The organism is Pseudomonas sp. NPDC087358 (assembly GCF_044900785.1).
Taxonomy (GTDB): Bacteria; Pseudomonadota; Gammaproteobacteria; order Pseudomonadales; family Pseudomonadaceae; genus Aquipseudomonas.
Genome location: NZ_JBJDOA010000002.1, coordinates 648562 through 665011, shown reverse-complemented (window position 1 = coordinate 665011; position 16450 = coordinate 648562). Strand labels below are relative to the sequence as shown.

Annotated in this window: 17 protein-coding genes and 1 pseudogene; 7 read left to right on the top strand and 11 right to left on the bottom strand. The window is 61.4% G+C overall.

The window, feature by feature from the left end:
• Nucleotides 1-42: 42 nt before the first annotated feature.
• Nucleotides 43-681 carry a LysE family translocator gene (locus ACI2KS_RS06730; RefSeq protein ID WP_404618408.1) on the top strand — a complete coding sequence of 213 codons (639 nt, stop codon included), beginning with the start codon at nt 43-45 and terminating at the stop codon, nt 679-681.
• Between the two features lie 21 nt (nt 682-702).
• Here the strand turns inward: ACI2KS_RS06730 and ACI2KS_RS06725 are convergent, their stop codons facing one another.
• The 4 genes from ACI2KS_RS06725 to ACI2KS_RS06710 form a co-directional block, all read right to left on the bottom strand.
• The gene (locus ACI2KS_RS06725) at nt 703-1968 is read right to left on the bottom strand and encodes a type II toxin-antitoxin system HipA family toxin (protein WP_404618406.1); all 1266 of its coding nucleotides are present in this window, start codon (nt 1966-1968) and stop codon (nt 703-705) included.
• Nucleotides 1968-2300, bottom strand: a complete 333-nt coding sequence (locus ACI2KS_RS06720) for a helix-turn-helix transcriptional regulator (protein WP_404618404.1) — start codon at nt 2298-2300, stop codon at nt 1968-1970. The genes ACI2KS_RS06725 and ACI2KS_RS06720 overlap by 1 nt, the downstream gene beginning before the upstream one ends.
• 194 nt (nt 2301-2494) lie before the next feature.
• Entirely contained in the window at nt 2495-3655 is a 1161-nt protein-coding gene (locus ACI2KS_RS06715) for a PQQ-dependent sugar dehydrogenase (protein WP_404618402.1), read from the bottom strand.
• A 50-nt stretch (nt 3656-3705) separates the two neighbouring features.
• Complete coding sequence (locus ACI2KS_RS06710) at nt 3706-4047, bottom strand: hypothetical protein (protein WP_404618400.1); 342 nt, start codon at nt 4045-4047, stop codon at nt 3706-3708.
• A 356-nt stretch (nt 4048-4403) separates the two neighbouring features.
• Here ACI2KS_RS06710 and ACI2KS_RS06705 point away from each other — a divergent pair, with 356 nt between their 5' ends.
• From ACI2KS_RS06705 to ACI2KS_RS06680, 6 genes and pseudogenes are all read left to right on the top strand, one after another.
• Nucleotides 4404-5495: a DNA alkylation repair protein gene (locus ACI2KS_RS06705; protein WP_404618398.1), complete on the top strand. Its 1092-nt coding sequence runs from the start codon at nt 4404-4406 to the stop codon at nt 5493-5495.
• 204 nt (nt 5496-5699) lie between these two features.
• Nucleotides 5700-6557, top strand: a complete 858-nt coding sequence (locus tag ACI2KS_RS06700) for an AraC family ligand binding domain-containing protein (RefSeq protein ID WP_404618396.1) — start codon at nt 5700-5702, stop codon at nt 6555-6557.
• Nucleotides 6558-6590: 33 nt separating this feature from the next.
• The gene (locus tag ACI2KS_RS06695) at nt 6591-7193 is read left to right on the top strand and encodes a LysE family translocator (RefSeq protein WP_404618394.1); all 603 of its coding nucleotides are present in this window, start codon (nt 6591-6593) and stop codon (nt 7191-7193) included.
• 57 nt (nt 7194-7250) lie between these two features.
• Nucleotides 7251-8252, top strand: a complete 1002-nt coding sequence (locus ACI2KS_RS06690) for a diaminopimelate epimerase (protein WP_404618392.1) — start codon at nt 7251-7253, stop codon at nt 8250-8252.
• 472 nt (nt 8253-8724) lie between these two features.
• Nucleotides 8725-9510 (top strand): annotated as a pseudogene (locus ACI2KS_RS06685) (PAS domain-containing protein); the annotation flags it as partial.
• Nucleotides 9505-10044: a methyl-accepting chemotaxis protein gene (locus tag ACI2KS_RS06680; RefSeq protein ID WP_404618492.1), complete on the top strand. Its 540-nt coding sequence runs from the start codon at nt 9505-9507 to the stop codon at nt 10042-10044. The pseudogene ACI2KS_RS06685 and the gene ACI2KS_RS06680, both read left to right, overlap by 6 nt.
• 973 nt (nt 10045-11017) lie before the next feature.
• Here the strand turns inward: ACI2KS_RS06680 and ACI2KS_RS06675 are convergent.
• The 7 genes from ACI2KS_RS06675 to ACI2KS_RS06645 all read right to left on the bottom strand — a co-directional run bounded on the left by ACI2KS_RS06675 (nt 11018) and on the right by ACI2KS_RS06645 (nt 16437).
• Nucleotides 11018-11455 (bottom strand): nucleoside deaminase, encoded by a 438-nt coding sequence (locus tag ACI2KS_RS06675; protein WP_404618390.1) that lies wholly within the window; start codon nt 11453-11455, stop codon nt 11018-11020.
• A gap of 65 nt (nt 11456-11520) precedes the next feature.
• Nucleotides 11521-12039, bottom strand: coding sequence for a hypothetical protein (locus tag ACI2KS_RS06670; protein ID WP_404618388.1), 519 nt, complete (start codon nt 12037-12039; stop codon nt 11521-11523).
• A gap of 115 nt (nt 12040-12154) precedes the next feature.
• Nucleotides 12155-12703, bottom strand: coding sequence for a GNAT family N-acetyltransferase (locus tag ACI2KS_RS06665; protein ID WP_404618386.1), 549 nt, complete (start codon nt 12701-12703; stop codon nt 12155-12157).
• 199 nt (nt 12704-12902) lie between these two features.
• Entirely contained in the window at nt 12903-13916 is a 1014-nt protein-coding gene (locus ACI2KS_RS06660) for an ABC transporter substrate-binding protein (protein WP_404618384.1), read from the bottom strand.
• A 45-nt stretch (nt 13917-13961) separates the two neighbouring features.
• Complete coding sequence (locus ACI2KS_RS06655) at nt 13962-14498, bottom strand: sigma-70 family RNA polymerase sigma factor (RefSeq protein ID WP_404618382.1); 537 nt, start codon at nt 14496-14498, stop codon at nt 13962-13964.
• Between the two features lie 202 nt (nt 14499-14700).
• Nucleotides 14701-15480 (bottom strand): phosphate/phosphite/phosphonate ABC transporter substrate-binding protein, encoded by a 780-nt coding sequence (locus ACI2KS_RS06650; RefSeq protein WP_404618380.1) that lies wholly within the window; start codon nt 15478-15480, stop codon nt 14701-14703.
• A 15-nt stretch (nt 15481-15495) separates the two neighbouring features.
• Nucleotides 15496-16437 carry a fatty acid desaturase gene (locus tag ACI2KS_RS06645; RefSeq protein ID WP_404618378.1) on the bottom strand — a complete coding sequence of 314 codons (942 nt, stop codon included), beginning with the start codon at nt 16435-16437 and terminating at the stop codon, nt 15496-15498.
• Between the last annotated feature and the right edge of the window lie 13 nt (nt 16438-16450).

The window sequence follows — 16450 nt, the reverse complement described above, 5'->3', positions numbered from 1 at the left end:
GCGCTCGTCTACACTGCCGTTCTCACCCAGCAGGAATACCCCATGACGCCCTCTTTGCTTCTGGCCGTGCTCGCCTCCGGCTTCATCTATGCCATCTCGCCAGGGCCCGGCGTGCTGGCGGTGTTCGGTATCGGCGCCTCCAGGGGACGTCGCGCCGGTGCGGCGTTTCTCTGCGGGCATTTGCTGGGCGATGTGATCTGGTGCAGCACGGCGCTGGCGGCAATCATCGGCGCCAGGGTGATCGGCACCACGGCGTTCGATGTGCTGGGCATCATCAGCGGGCTGTTTCTGTTCTGGCTCGGCTGGCGTGCGATCCGTGCCAAGCGCAGCAGCGAGGACCAGCCCAAGGCGCCAGGACGGCACCCGTTCTGGCACGGCATCATGTTCGGCCTGACCAATCCCAAGGCCTACCCGGTGGCGGTCGCGACCTTCACCGCGCTGCTTTCAAGCCGTGCCGACATGCTCAATTGGTCGATGCTGCCGCTGTTGATTCTGGTCAGCACCCTGGGCGGTATCGCGGCCTACGGCATCATCATCGGCGTGGTCGGCGCACGTCATGTGCGCACGCTGTACCAGCGCCATGAACTGACCATCACCCGGCTGTGCGGGGTCATGTTCATCGGCTTTGCGATCAACGCGCTGATGCATGCAGTGCCCAGCCTGCTGCCGCGAAGGCCTTGATGCTGTCCTTAAGGCTGAGCATCAATCGATCCTGAAATCGGCATGCAGTCGCTTCCAGTGCGCGCGCAGGACAGCCTTTTGATGTTCGGCCATCTGGCTGTCGTTCAAGGCGGCAGGCCACAGGGTACGTGCGCGCGCCATCGCGGCTCTGAGGTTATACAGAACCGGCCGCCATGGGATGTCGCCATACTCGGCCCATCGCTTGAAGTGCTCGTATGAGCTGTCGTACCAGTTTTTGGTCCTGGCCATGTTCAGGGCGTGTTGAGTCTCGTCGGCGATATAGGCTTGGGTGGTCACGATATCGTACGCCGGGGACAGCTGGGCGTTTCGGCCATCCGGGTACACCATGCTCCAGTTCTTCAGGTGCGCATCTCCGTTTGCCAGCAGGATATTGACCAGCAACCGTATTGCCATCTGTACCGCGTCCCGCTGCCCCTGAACCGAGTTCCGATAGATGAGTTTGCCAATCTGCTCGTAACTGGCCATACGGTATTTGTCATGGGGATAGGCAAAGAATATCTGGGCGAAATCCTCCGAGTGCACACGCCTGTTGTCCGGCAACCGGTCATAACGACGTATGCCGTAAGCATGTCGCTCGTTCGGCAGGCTGACGTTGGGAAGCGCCTCGATGCTGGCCATGGGGATCAGTTTTATCTCGGGTATATCGACACCCGCCAGCGCGGCAAGGCTCATCGCCGTGTATTCGTTGAGCGGCACGAAAGGGTGAACGGTCGAAGGCGTCTTGATAATCCAGTCACCCGGCGCATTGGGATCACCGGTGATGTAACGACCGTCCTGATCGCGCATCGAGAACTTCATCTGTACCCCGGCCAGTGAAAAGTGGGCTCGCGTGTCGGGAATGTCGATCACCATCGGCTCGATCCTGCCGTGGTGTTGCAGGACCAGCTCGGGGATGTCTGAGGCCGGAACAGGGTCCGCCACCAGAGCGCCGGGCAAATCGCGGCCAAGCCAGCTGAGCAGCGCGAATTCGTTATCGCGGTGAACCTTCATTGCCTGCGAGAGAAAATCGCGCAGAGCACCCTCCGGCAATAGATTGCTCAACACCGGGTGTAGCTTGTGGGTACTGATGTAAGGATGCCGGGTGGCCAGTTGCCTGGCGAAGGAGGCGGGATCGGCGTGGGACAGCGTCAACGGTTGCCGGGTCTGGTTCGCTATGTATTCGGGGGCCAGGGTAAATACGTTCTTGCCATTGGAATAACCCGCAACATATCCCACAAGCTGACCCTGAAGCGTCAGACGTAACGCCGCCACCGATTCGGTCGCCATCAGATGCCCTCCCAGGGGTTTTCATCCGCTTCAGCGACGTTCAGCTGCTGCTCTACGGATTCGCCCTGCCGGGGATAGAAATTCCCCGGGCTCGTCGGCGTCGGGTCTGCCAGCAGGCGCTCGACCCTCTCGAGTTTCGACTTGGGGACCAGTAGCAAAACGGCGTCCAGCCCTTCGGCAATCTGGTCCAGAGTGGTCAGCCTGGGATTGCCACCGGCTTCGATCTTGCCGTACTGCTGTCTGGTCAGGCCTGCGCGCAACGGCATGTCCTGGATTTTTACGCCAAGCGCCATACGACGCTTGCGGATCTGCTCAAGCAGGGTGGTCTTCATGATCGAGTCTCGCTGGGAAGACCCAATTATGTAATCTATATGGCTCCAGTCAACAGTTGAGAGCCATTTAGATTACCTTCCAGTAAAAAAGAGCCATATAGATTACATTTCTCACGAGGTAGAGCCGTATATGACTCTCTAACTGACGAAAGAGCCATATGGTTAACATCCGCTGTACGTCGCTAGCGGCCTCCTTACTGCGCCAACCCCACCTTCAACAACTTGCCGTCGTCCTCGTCGGTCAGCACATAAAGGTAGCCATCCGGGCCCTGACGCACATCACGGATGCGGGCGTTCAGGTCACCCAGCAAACGCTCTTCATGGACCACCTTGTCGTCCTTGAGCTGCAGACGAATCAACACCTGCGCCGACAGTGCACCGATGAAAATGTCGTGGTCCCACTGCTTGAACTTGTCCGAGTCGTAGAAGGCCATGCCGCTGATCGCGGGTGACTTTTCCCAGACATGGAACGGGTTCTTCACGCCTTCGACGATCTTGCCTCTGGATTCGGATATCGGCTGGCCGTTGTAATCGATGCCGAAGGTGGAAATCGGCCAGCCGTAGTTGGCACCGCGCTCGATGATGTTGATCTCGTCACCGCCCATTGGCCCATGCTCGTTGGTCCAGAGCATGCCGGTCCACGGATTGAGTGCCGCACCCTGCTGGTTGCGATGGCCGTAGCTCCAGATTTCCGGCCGCACGTTTTTCTGCCCCACGAAAGGGTTGTCCTTGGGTACCGAGCCGTCGGGATACAGACGCACGATCTTGCCTTGCAGCTTGTCCAGATCCTGCGCGGTAGGCCGGTTATTGTTTTCGCCCAACGCGATGAACATATACCCGTCACGGTCGAAGACGATGCGCGAACCGAAGTGATTGCCCACCGAGAGCTTGGGCTGCTGCTGGAAGATCCGGGTGAAGCCTTCAAGTTTTGTCATGTCCTCCGACAGCCGTCCGCGTCCTGCCGCAGTGCCGCCGGTCTTACCGTCGCTGCCTACCTCGGCGTAGGTCAGGTAGACCATGCGGTCGCTGCTGAAGTCAGGCGACAGTTCAACGTCCAGCAGACCACCCTGGCCTTGCACCCAGACCTTGGGCACTCCAGAAATCGGCGCCGACAACTTGCCCTCAGGCGTCACCCGTCGCAGGCTGCCGGTGCGCTCCGTCACCAGCATGCCCTTGCCAGAAGGCAGAAACGCAATGGCCCACGGGTGCTGCAAACCGCCGACGACTTCATCGACCGTCAACGTGCCCTCCTCGCTCTGATAGCTGGCGGCGGAGGCCGGCACCGACAGGCCAGACAACGCCGATGCACACAGACTGGCGATCAAGGTCTTGCGGATGAGTGTCTTACGCAACATGGGCGATTCCTTTTGACTGGGAAAGGGTCTCTGGCTTTCGTGCTGCCAATTCAATCGGTGCGGCGCTCAACGCCACTGGAAGGTCGTGGGGACTGCTGCCGCGATGGCTGGCCATTGCCGATGCCGCCATTTTCAAGAGTCGGCGGGCGCGGTTGGGTCGGCCCCAGATTGGGCCCGCGCAGCGTCGGAGAAATGGATTCGGTGCCTTGGCGGCTATTGGGGTTGGCGCGCCGAATGGCACCGTTGTCGGGGGTGTTGTTGCTGCGGGCGGGATAGTTTGCCGAGGCCAGCATCTGAGGTGAAGGCGCGGCGTGCTCATCGGCCTGCGCCAGACCGACACTCAGCAAGCCGGCCAAGGAGACAATCGCAACGTGTCGCAGAAAACTGTTCATCATCTACCTTCTTGAGGATGGGTAACGATTGCGGTGTTTGATGGCGATCCGGCGCGTAGGTTCGCGCTGTGAGAGTGATGACCGCCGTCCAGACAGGCTCACTTTGTAACAAGGATAGTCTGGCAGTTGACCGGCCCTGCCTGGATTCCCGGTACAAACGCGCGGCCGCTGTAGCTGTGCGGATGGACGACGGTAGCGCCCTCAAGGACGCCTGCACCGGCAAATCGTAAGCCTGCAGAGGGGTGCGCCGCGCGGTTGAAGCCGGGCGAACGCCGCAGGCTCGAGGCGTCGGCGCAGGCGCTTCGGGATGCGATTGTGTACTCTGCCCCTCCCGACAGATTTCGACCGAACCCTCTATGTCTGAAGCCCCCGCTATCAAGGAAATCTTCAACCTGGCGCGTCTTGCGCACATCGCTGATGAAACGTGCGCGGTGTATTCGGCGTTCGATCGCCAGGGATTCATGACCAGGGCATCGCAGGGTCTGGATGGCTTGTCGGTGATGCAGCGGCTGAACCGCGTCAGTCAGAGCCTGCATGCAGGTTTGCCGCAAGATTACGTTGCCGCGCTGGGGATTCTTTACCAACTGGCGCCGCGGCTGAACAGCGCATTCGTCAGCATGATCCTGCCCGAGTACGTCGCCTTGTACGGTCAGGCAGATTTTCAGCGTTCGATGCAGGCGCTGAAATTCTTCACCAGCTTCGGCTCCTCCGAGTTCGCCGTGCGGCATTTCCTGCGCAGGGACTTTGCCCGGACGATCGAGGTGATGCATGGCTGGTCGCTGGATGAAAACCCGCATGTGCGGCGGCTCGCCAGCGAAGGTTGCCGCCCGCGGTTGCCGTGGTCAGTGCGCCTGGAAAACCTGATGATCGACCCTTCGCCAGTGCTGGAGATTCTCGACAATCTCAAAGCCGATGACAGCCTTTATGTGCGCAAGTCAGTGGCCAATCACCTCAATGACATCACCAAGGACAACCCGCAATGGGTGCTCGATCAGCTCGAAGCCTGGCCGCTGCACAATCGTCACAGTGCCTGGATTGCGCGGCATGCCTTGCGCTCACTGATCAAGAAAGGCGACGCACGCGCCCTGACCCTGATGGGCGCCGGTGACAAGGCACTGGTGACTTTGACCGACCTCAGCGTCAGCCCCGGCAGCATTGGCCTGGGCGAACGAATAAAGCTGTCGTTTGGCTTGACCTCGACGTCTGATAAACCCCAACGCCTGATCATCGACTACGCGATCCATTACGTGAAGAAATCCGGTGGGACGTCGGCCAAGGTGTTCAAGCTCAAGACTCTGGAGCTGGCGCCGGGGCAATCGGTGAACATCCGCCGCGAGCAGCAGGTGCGCGATTTCACCACTCGCGTGCACTACGCCGGTTGGCACGCAGTGGATGTGTTGATCAACGGACAATGCCTCGGGAGCAGTGGATTTGATCTGAGCGAATGATGGGCTACGCTCGGTCGCCTGCTGCACAAATCTTCCAGACCTTGCGACAGGCTGTCGATAAGCTGCGCAATGATGAAGGTGAAACTGCTGTAGCAGCACCGGCTTGCCGGCGCTGGTGTGCATGACATCGCTGCCGCCGGCAAGCCGGACGGCTACGATAGCGCGCAGCCTTGCCGGGACTGTTTCAGGACCAAGAGGAAGCCAATGCCCGACCGCAACTGGATCGATCTCAAGCAGGACGCCTCGTCCGGCATCGAGACCATGCGCGCGCATTTCGAAGGCCATGCGTACGATCCGCACTGGCATGACAGTTATCTGGTGGGGATCACCGAGCAGGGTCTGCAGCAGTTCAACTGCCGCCGTCAGCAGCACAACAGCACGCCGGGCAAGGTGTTCTTGCTGGAGCCCGGCGACATCCACGATGGCAACGCCCCTGAAACCGGCGGATTCACCTACCGCACGCTGTACCTTGATCCGCACTGGCTGGATCGCGAACTGCGCGCACAGTTCGAAGAGGCGCCAGACAACGCGCAGTTGAGCTTCGCCGCGACCCTGGCCGATGACAGCCGCCTGGCCGTGGCCACCGCCAACGCCTTCGAGGCCATGCACAACGCCGAGCTGCGGATCGTGCGGCAGACCGCGCTGGATACCCTGCTGTCGAGCCTGACCGGCCATCTGCGCTGGCGGGCGTTGATCAATCCCGATCCGCGCTTGCCGCTGGTGGCGCAACGCGCTCGGGATTATCTGCACGCCCACTTGCATCAGGATATCGGCCTGGATGATCTGGCCAAGGTCGCCGGCGTCGATCGTTTTCGCCTGAGCCGGGCATTCAAGGCGGCATTTGGTCTGGCCCCGCATGCCTACCTGATCCAGTTGCGCCTGACCCGCGCCCGACACCTGTTGGCCCGTGGCGAGCAGCCGGTCAGCGTCGCAGCCGCCCTGGGTTTCGCCGACCAGAGCCACCTGGGGCGCTGGTTTCAGCGCGCCTATCGCATGACGCCCGCCGACTACCGCCGACGTTGCTCAAATCTTCCAGACCCAGACCTGGGCGCAGCGCGATGATCGATGCATGATCAATGACCGCCGAGTGCTCCCATGCAAGCCTTTTTACCCTTTCTGCTGTTTGCCTTCGTCGCCTCCATCACGCCCGGCCCGACCAATATTCTGGTGCTGACCAACAGCGCGCGGCATGGCCTGTTGCGCACCTTGCCGATCGTGCTCGGCGCCTGCGCCGGCGCGGCATTGCTGGTGTTGATGGTCGGCACCGGGCTGGGCGATGTATTGGCGCGTCATCGGCAGGTGCAGACCTTCATGTCGTGGATCGGGATCGCCTGGCTGACCTGGCTGGCCTGGCAGATTTTCAGCGCGCCAGCCGAAGCCATCGACCCGGCCCGGGCTGCCAGCGGTCCGCGTCTGGGGTTGTGGGGCGCGGCCAGTCTGCAGCTGGTCAACCCGAAGACCTGGATGATGGCGCTGGCGGTGGTCAGCGTGTTCGCCGGCACCGATGCCGACCGCATGCTGCGCGTGGCGTGGTTGTCTCTGGCGTTTTTTGGGGTGTCGATCCCGTGCATGAGCGCCTGGGCATACCTGGGGGTCAGCGCAGCGAAGTTCTGTCGCTCGGCGCGAAGCATGAAGCGCTTCAATCAGGCAATGGCGCTGTTGCTGCTGGTGTCGGCCTGGCTGACCCTGGTGGTGTGAGCAGGTGCGCTGGCCATGTTCTAATGCCGGTCCCCGACGCCGACTACCGAACCTGTCATGGCCCATTTCTACGATGCACGCGGCAACATCTACGCCGTGGTTTCTCCCCAGGAGCTGCGCACGCTGGGGTTGAAGCTGCCTGAGTCAGCGGCCGAGGCAGCCCTGACCCGGCGCAGCTGGACACCCCAGGCGGTGGCTGCGATCTGTGACTGGCCCGCCGCTGCACGTCCTCCGGGCAGCAAGGCGCATCGCTCGGATGGTCTGCTGGTCGGGCCGTTCCAGGAGACGGCGCCGTTCGATGTTCTGATCGTCAACACGGACGGCACCCTGGCAGAACGCAGTGGCAACGGCCTGACCATTTTCGCCCAGTCGCTGGTCGATGGCGGCCGGATGACCACCGATCAAGGGTTCACCCTGCACGTCCACCACGATCACCACGACGGCGTAACGCCCGTCACCACCGACGTGGTTGCAGCAGTGGTCGATGGCATTGCGGGGTTCTGGCTGGACATCGGCCTACCAGCGTTTGGCGCTGCTGCAGTGGGCGCCACCGGTGCCGGCGTAGGCGATGCCACGCTCGCCGGGCGCAGCGTCAACCGCGTGCGGCGTCTGGCTGAACTGCACCCGTCCTGGCAGAGCAGCGTGTTCGTCAGGGTCGGCAATCCGCATTGCGTCACGCTGGTTGCAGACCCTCAAGCACTGCCTGACTTTGCCCGGTTGCACGAGGCGCCTCTGAACCCTGCGCTGACTCGCATCGCCTTCGCCGCGGGTGAATCTGGCGACGGCGATCCCTGCCCAGGCGGGGTCAATTTGCAGTGGGCTGCGCTGACGGCAACCCACCGGATCACGGCACGGGTATTTGAACGTGGCGAAGGTCCGACTGCTTCCTCCGGTACCAGCGCCAGCGCGGTAGCGTCAGCGGCCTGGCTCTGCGGTTGGGTTGGCGCCGGAACGGTGGAAGTGGTGATGCCTGGCGGCACGGCACCGGTGCGCTTGATCGAGCATGAGGGGCAATTGGCGAACGTCCAGTTGTTTGGCGCAGCGTGTCTTCAAGACTGACATTGGCGGCCATTGCGCTGTCTTGCGCCAGAAGCAGCGCAGGACTTACCGGCTGTTTTGCGCGCTGTATCGCCATTGTCGGTGAAAATGCCAGCATCGCAATTGCATCCGCCTTGCCCTTGTCTATGCTCTGAGCAGTTGCCGCAATGCGCCCGCTGACGGGACCGCGAGCGGGGTTGCAGCAGTTCAGGACTATGGAAGTCAGGCACCCTCTATGGATCGATCGGCACACCGCGAAAATCTGCAACCACTGATCGCTTTGATCGGCATCAGACGATCGGTCAACGCTGTCTTGATCCCCCCTCCGACGCTCTGCCCTGCACCTCTTGGCCTCATTTCGCAATGCATCCCGGCCATTGATATCATACCGCCATGACTCAAGCTGAATCGGCTGACGCCGATTCCCGTAACGAGCTAATCAGGGAAGACGGTCACTGGGACCGGGTTTCGCAAACATTGAGGTAGATGGCAGATGTTCAATTCACACCGCAAGGCCGTCGAAGCCCAATTGCAGGTATCCACCGCCGCCCTGTGCCAGTCCAAGGCCAAGCTTGCCGCGATCAGTCGCTCCATGGCGATGATCGAATTCACGCCCGACGGCATCATTCTCGAAGCCAACGAAAACTTCTGTCACGCAATGGGTTATCAACCCGGCGAGCTGGTCGGCAAGCATCATCGAATCTTCTGCGAAAAAGCCTTTTGCGACAGCGACGCCTATCGCACGTTGTGGCGCGACCTGGGCCGCGGCGAAGCCTTGTGCGGCACCTTCATGCGTTTGGACAAAACCGGCCGCGAGATCTGGCTGGAGGCCAGCTACATGCCGGTGTTCGACGTCGACGGCAAGGTCCAGAGCGTGATCAAGGTCGCGTCCGACATTACTGATCGGTCGCAGAAGGATCATGAAAACCAGAGCATGATCGACGCCATCAGCCGCTCCATGGCGATGATCGAGTTTGGCCCGGACGGTCGCATCATCACCGCCAACGAAAACTTCCTCAAGACCATGCATTACTCGCTAAATGAGGTCATCGGTCAGCACCACAGTATTTTCTGCACCCGGGCAGAGGTCGAGTCGCCGGCGTACAAGGCTTTCTGGGCATCGCTCAATCGCGGTGAATACCACTCCCATCGCTTCGAGCGAGTCAACAAGCTGGGGCAGACGGTGTACCTGGAGGCCACTTACAACCCGCTGTTCGACGCCAAGGGCCGGCTGTACAAGGTGGTGAAATTCGCCAGCGACATTACCGAGCAAGTGACGATTCAACGCAACGCCGCCACCACCGCTCACGACACCTCGGTGCGCACCGACGCATGCGCGCAGAAGGGTTCCAGCGTGGTCCAGCAGACCGTGGAAGTCATCGAGCAGATCTCCAGCGACCTGAACGAGGCGGCACGCAGCATCGATGCGGTGAACAAACAGTCGGAAATCATCGGCACCATCGTGCAGACCATTCGCGGCATCGCCGATCAGACCAACCTGCTGGCACTCAACGCCGCCATCGAAGCGGCGCGCGCCGGCGAGCACGGCCGCGGTTTTGCCGTGGTGGCCGATGAAGTACGCGGGTTAGCAGCGCGGACCAGCAAGGCGACCCTGGAGATCGTCGATGTGGTGCGTCAGAACAACGACCTGGCCCGAAGTGCGGTGTCGAGCATGCAATCGAGCCTGAGCCGCACCGGTACCGGGGTTGAGCTGGCTAATGAGGCCGGGGAAGTGATTCTGGAAATCCAGCAGGGTTCGCGGCATGTGGTGGATGCGATCAGCCAGTTCAATTCGACGTTGCGTATTGACTGAGTCGTCGCGGCTGATGCGCATGGGGCCTTGTGAGGGATCCCATGTTTTCAGACAAGCGTCTCAAGCAGCATTGGCGTATCACGCCGCATGCTTTTGATTCTGGCCAGAGGCCGTGGGAGCCTGGCTGGCCGGCGATCTGCCGGGTACCGGCAGTAAAATCAGGCGGCTCGGTGAGTCAGGTATATACCGTTCACCGGGTTTGCTGGCGCTTCGCGCCACATCGTCGGCAAAGTGGAGCGCCACCCCGGCGAACTCCCACGCCCTCCGGGCAGAAGCGACCAACATCTATCGACCTCCGAACAGCAGTGATCAACATCTATGGCATTGCGCCGCATGCTTTTGATTCTGGCCGAAGGCCCGTAGGAGCGGGCTTGCCCCGCGAGCTGCCGGGTACCGGCATTAAAATCAGGCGGCTCGGTGGGTCAGGTATATAGCGTTCATTGGTTTTGCTGGCGCTTCGCGCCAGATCGTCGGCAAGGTGGAGCGCCACCCCGGCGAACTCCCACGCCCTTCGGGCAGAAGCGGTCGACATCTTCCGTCCTCCAAACAGCAGTGATCAACATCTATGGCATTGCGCCGCCTGCTTTTGATTCTGGCCAGAGGCCGCGGGAGTTCGCCGGGGTGGCGCTCCACCTTGCCGGCGATCTGCCAGGCACCGGCAGCAAAATCAGGCGGCTCGGTGAGTCAGGTATATACCGTTCACCGGGTTTGCTGGCGCTTCGCGCCAGATCGTCGGCAAGGTGGAGCGCCACCCCGGCGAACTCCCACGCCCTCCGGGCAGAAGCGGTCGACACCTTTCGTCCTCCGAACAGCAGTGATCAACATCTATGGCATTGCGCCGCCTGCTTTTGATTCTGGCCGAAGGCCGTGGGCGCCGGCTTGCTGGCGATGACGTCCGGTCGGATAAATCGCTGCTAGCTGACCTGCCGCCAGCAAGCTGGCCCCTACAGATTGCAATGGGTGGTGGCCCTGACTACTCCCCGATGTCCTCATTCCACAACTCTGGCTTGTCGGCGATGAATTGCTTCATCAGGCCGATGCAGGTGGCGTCGTGCACGACATCGACCTGAACGCCGCGAGCGCGCAGCAATTGTTCTTCGCCCATGAAGGTTTCATGTTCGCCCACAATGATCTTGCGAATGCCATACAGCAGGATGGCGCCGCTGCACATCGCGCAAGGCGACAGAGTGGTGTAGAGCGTGGCCTCACGATAGACCCTGGCGGGCTGACGTCCGGCGTTCTCGAACGCATCCATCTCGCCGTGCTTGATCGCACTGCCCTCCTGAACCCGACGGTTATGCCCGCGACCGATGATCTTGCCGTCGTGAACGATCACCGAACCGATCGGAATACCGCCTTCGGCCAGTCCCTTTTGCGCCTCTTCAATGGCCGCCTGCATGAATGGGTCCATGGTCTGTGCTCCCCGTTTCGAATCAAAAAGAACGCGCGGCCCGTTCGATGGACGCACGCGAGGTGTCAAGGCTTGGCTTTTTTCAAGGCGTTGTCCAGCGCCGTGGAGACATAGACCTTGAGCAGCTCGCTGGAGCGGCCCTTCATGTCCATGCCCACATCGCGCTGCTTGGCGCGGAATTTATTGGCCACATCAGGCGGCGGGTCACCCACGTTCAGCTTGGTCAGCTCATCGGGGGTGAACGATGCCGCGTAGGCGGCGGCGAGGTTGCGATCCCACTCCTGCTGGTATTGCGGCTGCAGGTATTGCAATTCGTCCTGCACGATTTCCTGGGCTTTGGTACGGCCCACGGCCTCGACGATGGCCGTAAACGTCACCGTACGCGAGGCCACCTGATACCCCAGCCAGCCAAGGCTGTCACCCAGATGACGATCCTGGACAAATGCCAGGGCGCTCGGCGGTGTCGGTGGCGGCGGCGCTGTTTCATTCGCCTGTGCACGCCCCGGCGCCGCCAGGATCAGGCCGAACAACAACCCGGCGCTCATATTGAAAAACGTCAACGCAGTCGATCTGCGATATCCCATGTCCTCTCCCCGGCGACTTTATCAGTGTGATCAACTCATCGACTGCCAGGCCTTGGGCCCGGTCAAGCCAGCAACTGAGTAACGCTTTGCCAGCCAGGCCTGCGCCAGTACGTGCTCAGCCCCGTGGTGCGGTTCGGGAGGCCCATTGCTGCGCGGTCATGCGGTAGATCCTGACACCCCGGCGGTGGTACTGGCTATGAATGAAGCCGGTAAAGCCCAGCTTCTGGATGACCTTGACCGAGGCCACGTTCGCCGGCTCGACGATGGCGATCAGCGACTCGATGCCACACCTGTCGAAGGCTTGGGACAGCGCCCCGCAAGCAGCTTCAGTGCCCAGCCCTCGGCCCCAGAACCCAGGCGCCAGACGATAGCCGATCTCGATTTCATCCGCGTCATCCACATATTCAGCATTCAGACCGCAAAACCCGGCCAAGGTTGATGAGGATTTTTCGACCACCGCCCAGGGTCCGAAACCATGCTCACCGTAGGATTGCCGACACGCCTGAATAAACTCGCCGGTAGCCTGCTCAGACAACACCCCGCGCACCGAGTGGCGCATGACCTGGGCATCACCCAATATCCGCGCCAGGGCAATGGTGTCGTCGGGGATAAATTCGCGCAGCAGCAGGCGCTCGGTGGCGAAGGAAAATACGGGCGTGTTCATGATGGCGGGTCTCGCGGGCGGATCAATTAGCCCGTCATGAGCATGGCGCAGGCGAAGGCGCGCCGCCAGTTTTGTGGCCTGAGATGTCCCGAGTAAACCTGGGATGAAAGCGGGTTGCAGCAGTCCGGCCTGTCGGCGGCAGCGATTTCACTGACGCCACCGCCGCCAAGCCGGACTGCTACAGGTCAAACGGCTGGGATTACAGGCTCGATGTCACCTTCTTCGCCACATCGGCGGGCACCCAGGCATTCCAGATTTCCGGGTGGTCCTTGAGGAAGCCCTTGGCCACGGCATCCGGTTCCAGGCGTTTCTCGCTCATCTCGCCCAAGGTCTTGTTCAACTGCTCGATCGGCAGGTCGACCTTTTCGAAAAAGCTCACAAGGTCGGGATACTGCTTGTGAAAGGGTTCGGACACACCAATGGCCAGATGCGCCGCCAGAGAACTGGAACCGATCGGATTCGGGTTATTGGCATCGGCTAGGGTTTTCCAGGCCGCTTCGTTGAACGGCGGTTCCTCAAGCTTGATCAGCTTGAAGCGCCCCAGCAGCGGGGTAGGTGACCAGTAGTAGAACAGCACGGGTTTGCCGCGACGAATCGACGAAGCGACTTCCGCATCCAAGGCTGCGCCGGAGCCGGTACGGAAATTGACGTAAGTGTCGTTCAGCTTGTAAGCCTTGAGTTTCTGGGTGTTGACGATTTCCGAGGTCCAGCCGGTCGGGCTGTTGAGAAAGCGGCCCTTGTCCGGCTGTTCCGGGTCCTTGAACACATCTTTGTACTTGGGCAGGTCAGACACCGATTTCAGGTCCGGCGCCAGCGGCTTGATGCCTTTCTCGGGGTCGCCCTTGATCACGAATTCGGGCACCCACCAGCCTTCGGTCGCGCCCTTGACGATATCGCCCAGGCCGTGGACCTTGCCTTCGGCCTCAGCCTTGACCCACGCCGGGCTGCGTCCGGCCCATTCCTCACCGATGACCTGAATGTCGTTCTTGGCCAGCGCAGCCTCAAGGCTCACGGTACTGCCCGGCAGTTTGTCGGTGGGGTAGCCGTAGCCCTTCTCGACGATGGTGCGCAGGATTTCAGTGATCAGACTGCCGCTTTCCCACGTGATGTCGCCGAAGTGAATCGGCGCCGTTTTTTCCGCGCTGTACGCCGGACTCGTCAGTACGCTCAGCGCCAGCAGCGAGCCGCCAAGCAGGTGTTTGATCGATGTCATTGTTGTCTCTCGTGATTGTTTCTTGTGGGGCAGGATAGGTCGCGCTCAGTTGGGTTTAGCACAGCTCACGCCTGATTCCAGACAAGCGCGCAGACAACAGGTTTCAGCTTTTTCCATATAGTGGCTGACCGAGCTTTGCGAGATGCCCAGATGTGCGGCGATTTGCGGGTAGGTCATGCCGCTGCCGCGGGAGAGCACGAAGGTTGCCTTGACCTTGGCCGGCAGGCGATTGAGCTGGCGATCGAGACGATCCAGGGTTTGCAGAGCTTCGGTAACGCGCTCTGGAGAAAGCGCAGGGTTGCCCTCCTCCTGCACCAGCTCGTCGAGGTAATCGCGCTCCAGATCACGCCGTCGCCAGCGCTGATAGATCAGACGCTTGGCGATAGTGGTGAGCAAGGCACGCGGCTCACGGATCGGTACGACGTTGGGCGAGGCGAGCAATTGCAGGAATGTTTCGGCGGCAATGTCCTGTGCGCATTCAGGTGAATCCAGATGACGACGCAAGCGCTCGCATAACCAGAAGTAATGGCGGTGGAACAGCTCGCCGAGGTATTGGCGATGGGAGATCTCGGCGCCGGACATAAGGCTTCCCTTGGCGTGGATTATTGTTCGGTCCGGCAGCCCGGTGTGGCCATGCTAACAAGGGTCGCTTATGCGCTAAAAATACCTTGTTGTGCTTTTTATAGACCTAGAACGAATAACCAGACCCTCGCGCAATGCCGCCCGCACCCCATGGGTGTCATCAGCGATGCCGTGTATGGCGCTGACGCCGGCAAACCGTGCACTACAGGCTGTGCAGGCCCAGCGCTCGCGCCTGGTCCTGGTAGTCCAGCAAAACCTGATAATCCGCCTCGCTGGCTGGCAGTACCTCGCTGATCGCCAGCGCCTGCGCCACCTGCGGCAGGTCCAGCAGCGCCCGATTCATCGCCCCGCGGATCCGATTGGCATCGGCGCCAAGCCGAGTGATGTAAGGCAGGCATGGCCCGGCTGCGGTACGGCCGATCACCTTCAACCCGGCGACTTCCTCGCTGGCGTCACGTGCCAGGTAATCGAAGGTCACGCTGTCGATGGCGGCCAGGTCGCCCTGCCCTGCCTTGATCCAGGCCAGGCTGCTGCGGTGGCCACCGGTCAAGGACACGTGGGCGAAGAACCGCCCGTTCTGCTGCAACGGCGCCAGCGTGTGGCGCAACAGATTCATCCCGGAATTGGAATCCTGCGAATTGAGCAAACCATGGCCGCCGCGAAAGTCTTCCAACCGTTGACGAGAGTCGTCGGCTCGCGCCACCAGCAGGCTGCAATGATTGCCGCCGGCGCTGTTGGGCAGCTGGTACAGCGGCCGGCCGACCACCTGGACCTGACCCCGCAATTGGGTCATCAGCGGATAGCCGCAGGTCTGCGTCAGCAGCAATCGGGATGAACGCCACAGCGCCTGGAGCTCCAGCGCCCGTGCATCCAGACGTTCGACATCGAGCCGGGCAAGTACCCGGCGCAGCCACTGCTCCTGGGCCTGGGGCACGCGCTCTGGCGCGACATACATCTGTAATTCGGCGAAACCCTGGAGCATGTTCGAGTACCGGACCTAGACGTATGGATGTTGGGGACTGTCGACAGGAGCGAAGCTGTGGCGACGAAACAGTTCAGCATAACCGGGCACCAGAAAACCACCGCTGCGTGCCACCCACTGCTCTCGGCGCGCGTGATACACCGCAGGGATGTGGTACCACGCCAGCCCCGGCAGATCGTGATGCACAAGGTGCAGGTTGAGGTTCAAGAACAGCCAGCGCCACGGCCACGAGGCTTCGTTGATCACTGTGCGCTGTTGCGGGTGTTCGCTGGGGCGATGCTCGTAGTAGGAGCGGACCATCGATATCGCCAGCGCAGGCACCGTGGCCAGCAGCAGGTAATGCAGGCCCGACATCGCACTGTAACGCTCGATGAAGGCAAACATCAGCGTCAGGCACACGCCATGGGTGAACCACATGGCCCAGGCTTGGCGGTCGCCGCGCAACAGGCGCCTGGATTCAGCGACGATCAGACTGCCCAGCGCCAGCGGCACGCCAAACAGCAGACGCCCCGGCGGCGTCTTGTCCAGCCAGCGCAGCAGACGCATCAGCCGCCCGCTGTGCTGCCAACGCAACTGGCTCAGGTAACGGCTTTCCGGATCAAGGCCGGGAACGGTCAGGTCTTCATCGCGATGGTGCTGCATGTGCGTGTCGCGATACAGCGTGTAGGGGTACCAAACCGCGAACGGCGCATAGCCCAGCAGCTTGTTCAGCCACAACCAGCGGGTGGGATGGCCGTGCAGCAATTCGTGTTGCAAGGACATCCACAACACCAGCAAGGGAACCATCAACAGCGTCGTCGGCCACAGACCCAGGCGTGGGCTAAGCAGCAACAGGATGGGCCATGCCGCATAGACCCCGGCCAGCAGCAGCCAGGTCGGCCACTGCGTACGGCCGGTGAAGCTTGCGCGCAAACGGGCGATGTCCTGGCGCTGGGCGTCGTCGAGGTAGTTGGGCATGGGCGCTTCCTGC

Bases quoted from the DNA above. Each gene is read 5' to 3' on its own strand.
- ACI2KS_RS06730 (WP_404618408.1), top strand. From the start codon at position 43: ATGACGCCCTCTTTGCTTCTGGCCGTGCTCGCCTCCGGCTTCATCTAT.
- ACI2KS_RS06725 (WP_404618406.1), bottom strand. From the start codon at position 1,968: ATGGCGACCGAATCGGTGGCGGCGTTACGTCTGACGCTTCAGGGTCAG.
- ACI2KS_RS06720 (WP_404618404.1), bottom strand. From the start codon at position 2,300: ATGAAGACCACCCTGCTTGAGCAGATCCGCAAGCGTCGTATGGCGCTT.
- ACI2KS_RS06715 (WP_404618402.1), bottom strand. From the start codon at position 3,655: ATGTTGCGTAAGACACTCATCCGCAAGACCTTGATCGCCAGTCTGTGT.
- ACI2KS_RS06710 (WP_404618400.1), bottom strand. From the start codon at position 4,047: ATGAACAGTTTTCTGCGACACGTTGCGATTGTCTCCTTGGCCGGCTTG.
- ACI2KS_RS06705 (WP_404618398.1), top strand. From the start codon at position 4,404: ATGTCTGAAGCCCCCGCTATCAAGGAAATCTTCAACCTGGCGCGTCTT.
- ACI2KS_RS06700 (WP_404618396.1), top strand. From the start codon at position 5,700: ATGCCCGACCGCAACTGGATCGATCTCAAGCAGGACGCCTCGTCCGGC.
- ACI2KS_RS06695 (WP_404618394.1), top strand. From the start codon at position 6,591: ATGCAAGCCTTTTTACCCTTTCTGCTGTTTGCCTTCGTCGCCTCCATC.
- ACI2KS_RS06690 (WP_404618392.1), top strand. From the start codon at position 7,251: ATGGCCCATTTCTACGATGCACGCGGCAACATCTACGCCGTGGTTTCT.
- ACI2KS_RS06675 (WP_404618390.1), bottom strand. From the start codon at position 11,455: ATGGACCCATTCATGCAGGCGGCCATTGAAGAGGCGCAAAAGGGACTG.
- ACI2KS_RS06670 (WP_404618388.1), bottom strand. From the start codon at position 12,039: ATGGGATATCGCAGATCGACTGCGTTGACGTTTTTCAATATGAGCGCC.
- ACI2KS_RS06665 (WP_404618386.1), bottom strand. From the start codon at position 12,703: ATGAACACGCCCGTATTTTCCTTCGCCACCGAGCGCCTGCTGCTGCGC.
- ACI2KS_RS06660 (WP_404618384.1), bottom strand. From the start codon at position 13,916: ATGACATCGATCAAACACCTGCTTGGCGGCTCGCTGCTGGCGCTGAGC.
- ACI2KS_RS06655 (WP_404618382.1), bottom strand. From the start codon at position 14,498: ATGTCCGGCGCCGAGATCTCCCATCGCCAATACCTCGGCGAGCTGTTC.
- ACI2KS_RS06650 (WP_404618380.1), bottom strand. From the start codon at position 15,480: ATGCTCCAGGGTTTCGCCGAATTACAGATGTATGTCGCGCCAGAGCGC.
- ACI2KS_RS06645 (WP_404618378.1), bottom strand. From the start codon at position 16,437: ATGCCCAACTACCTCGACGACGCCCAGCGCCAGGACATCGCCCGTTTG.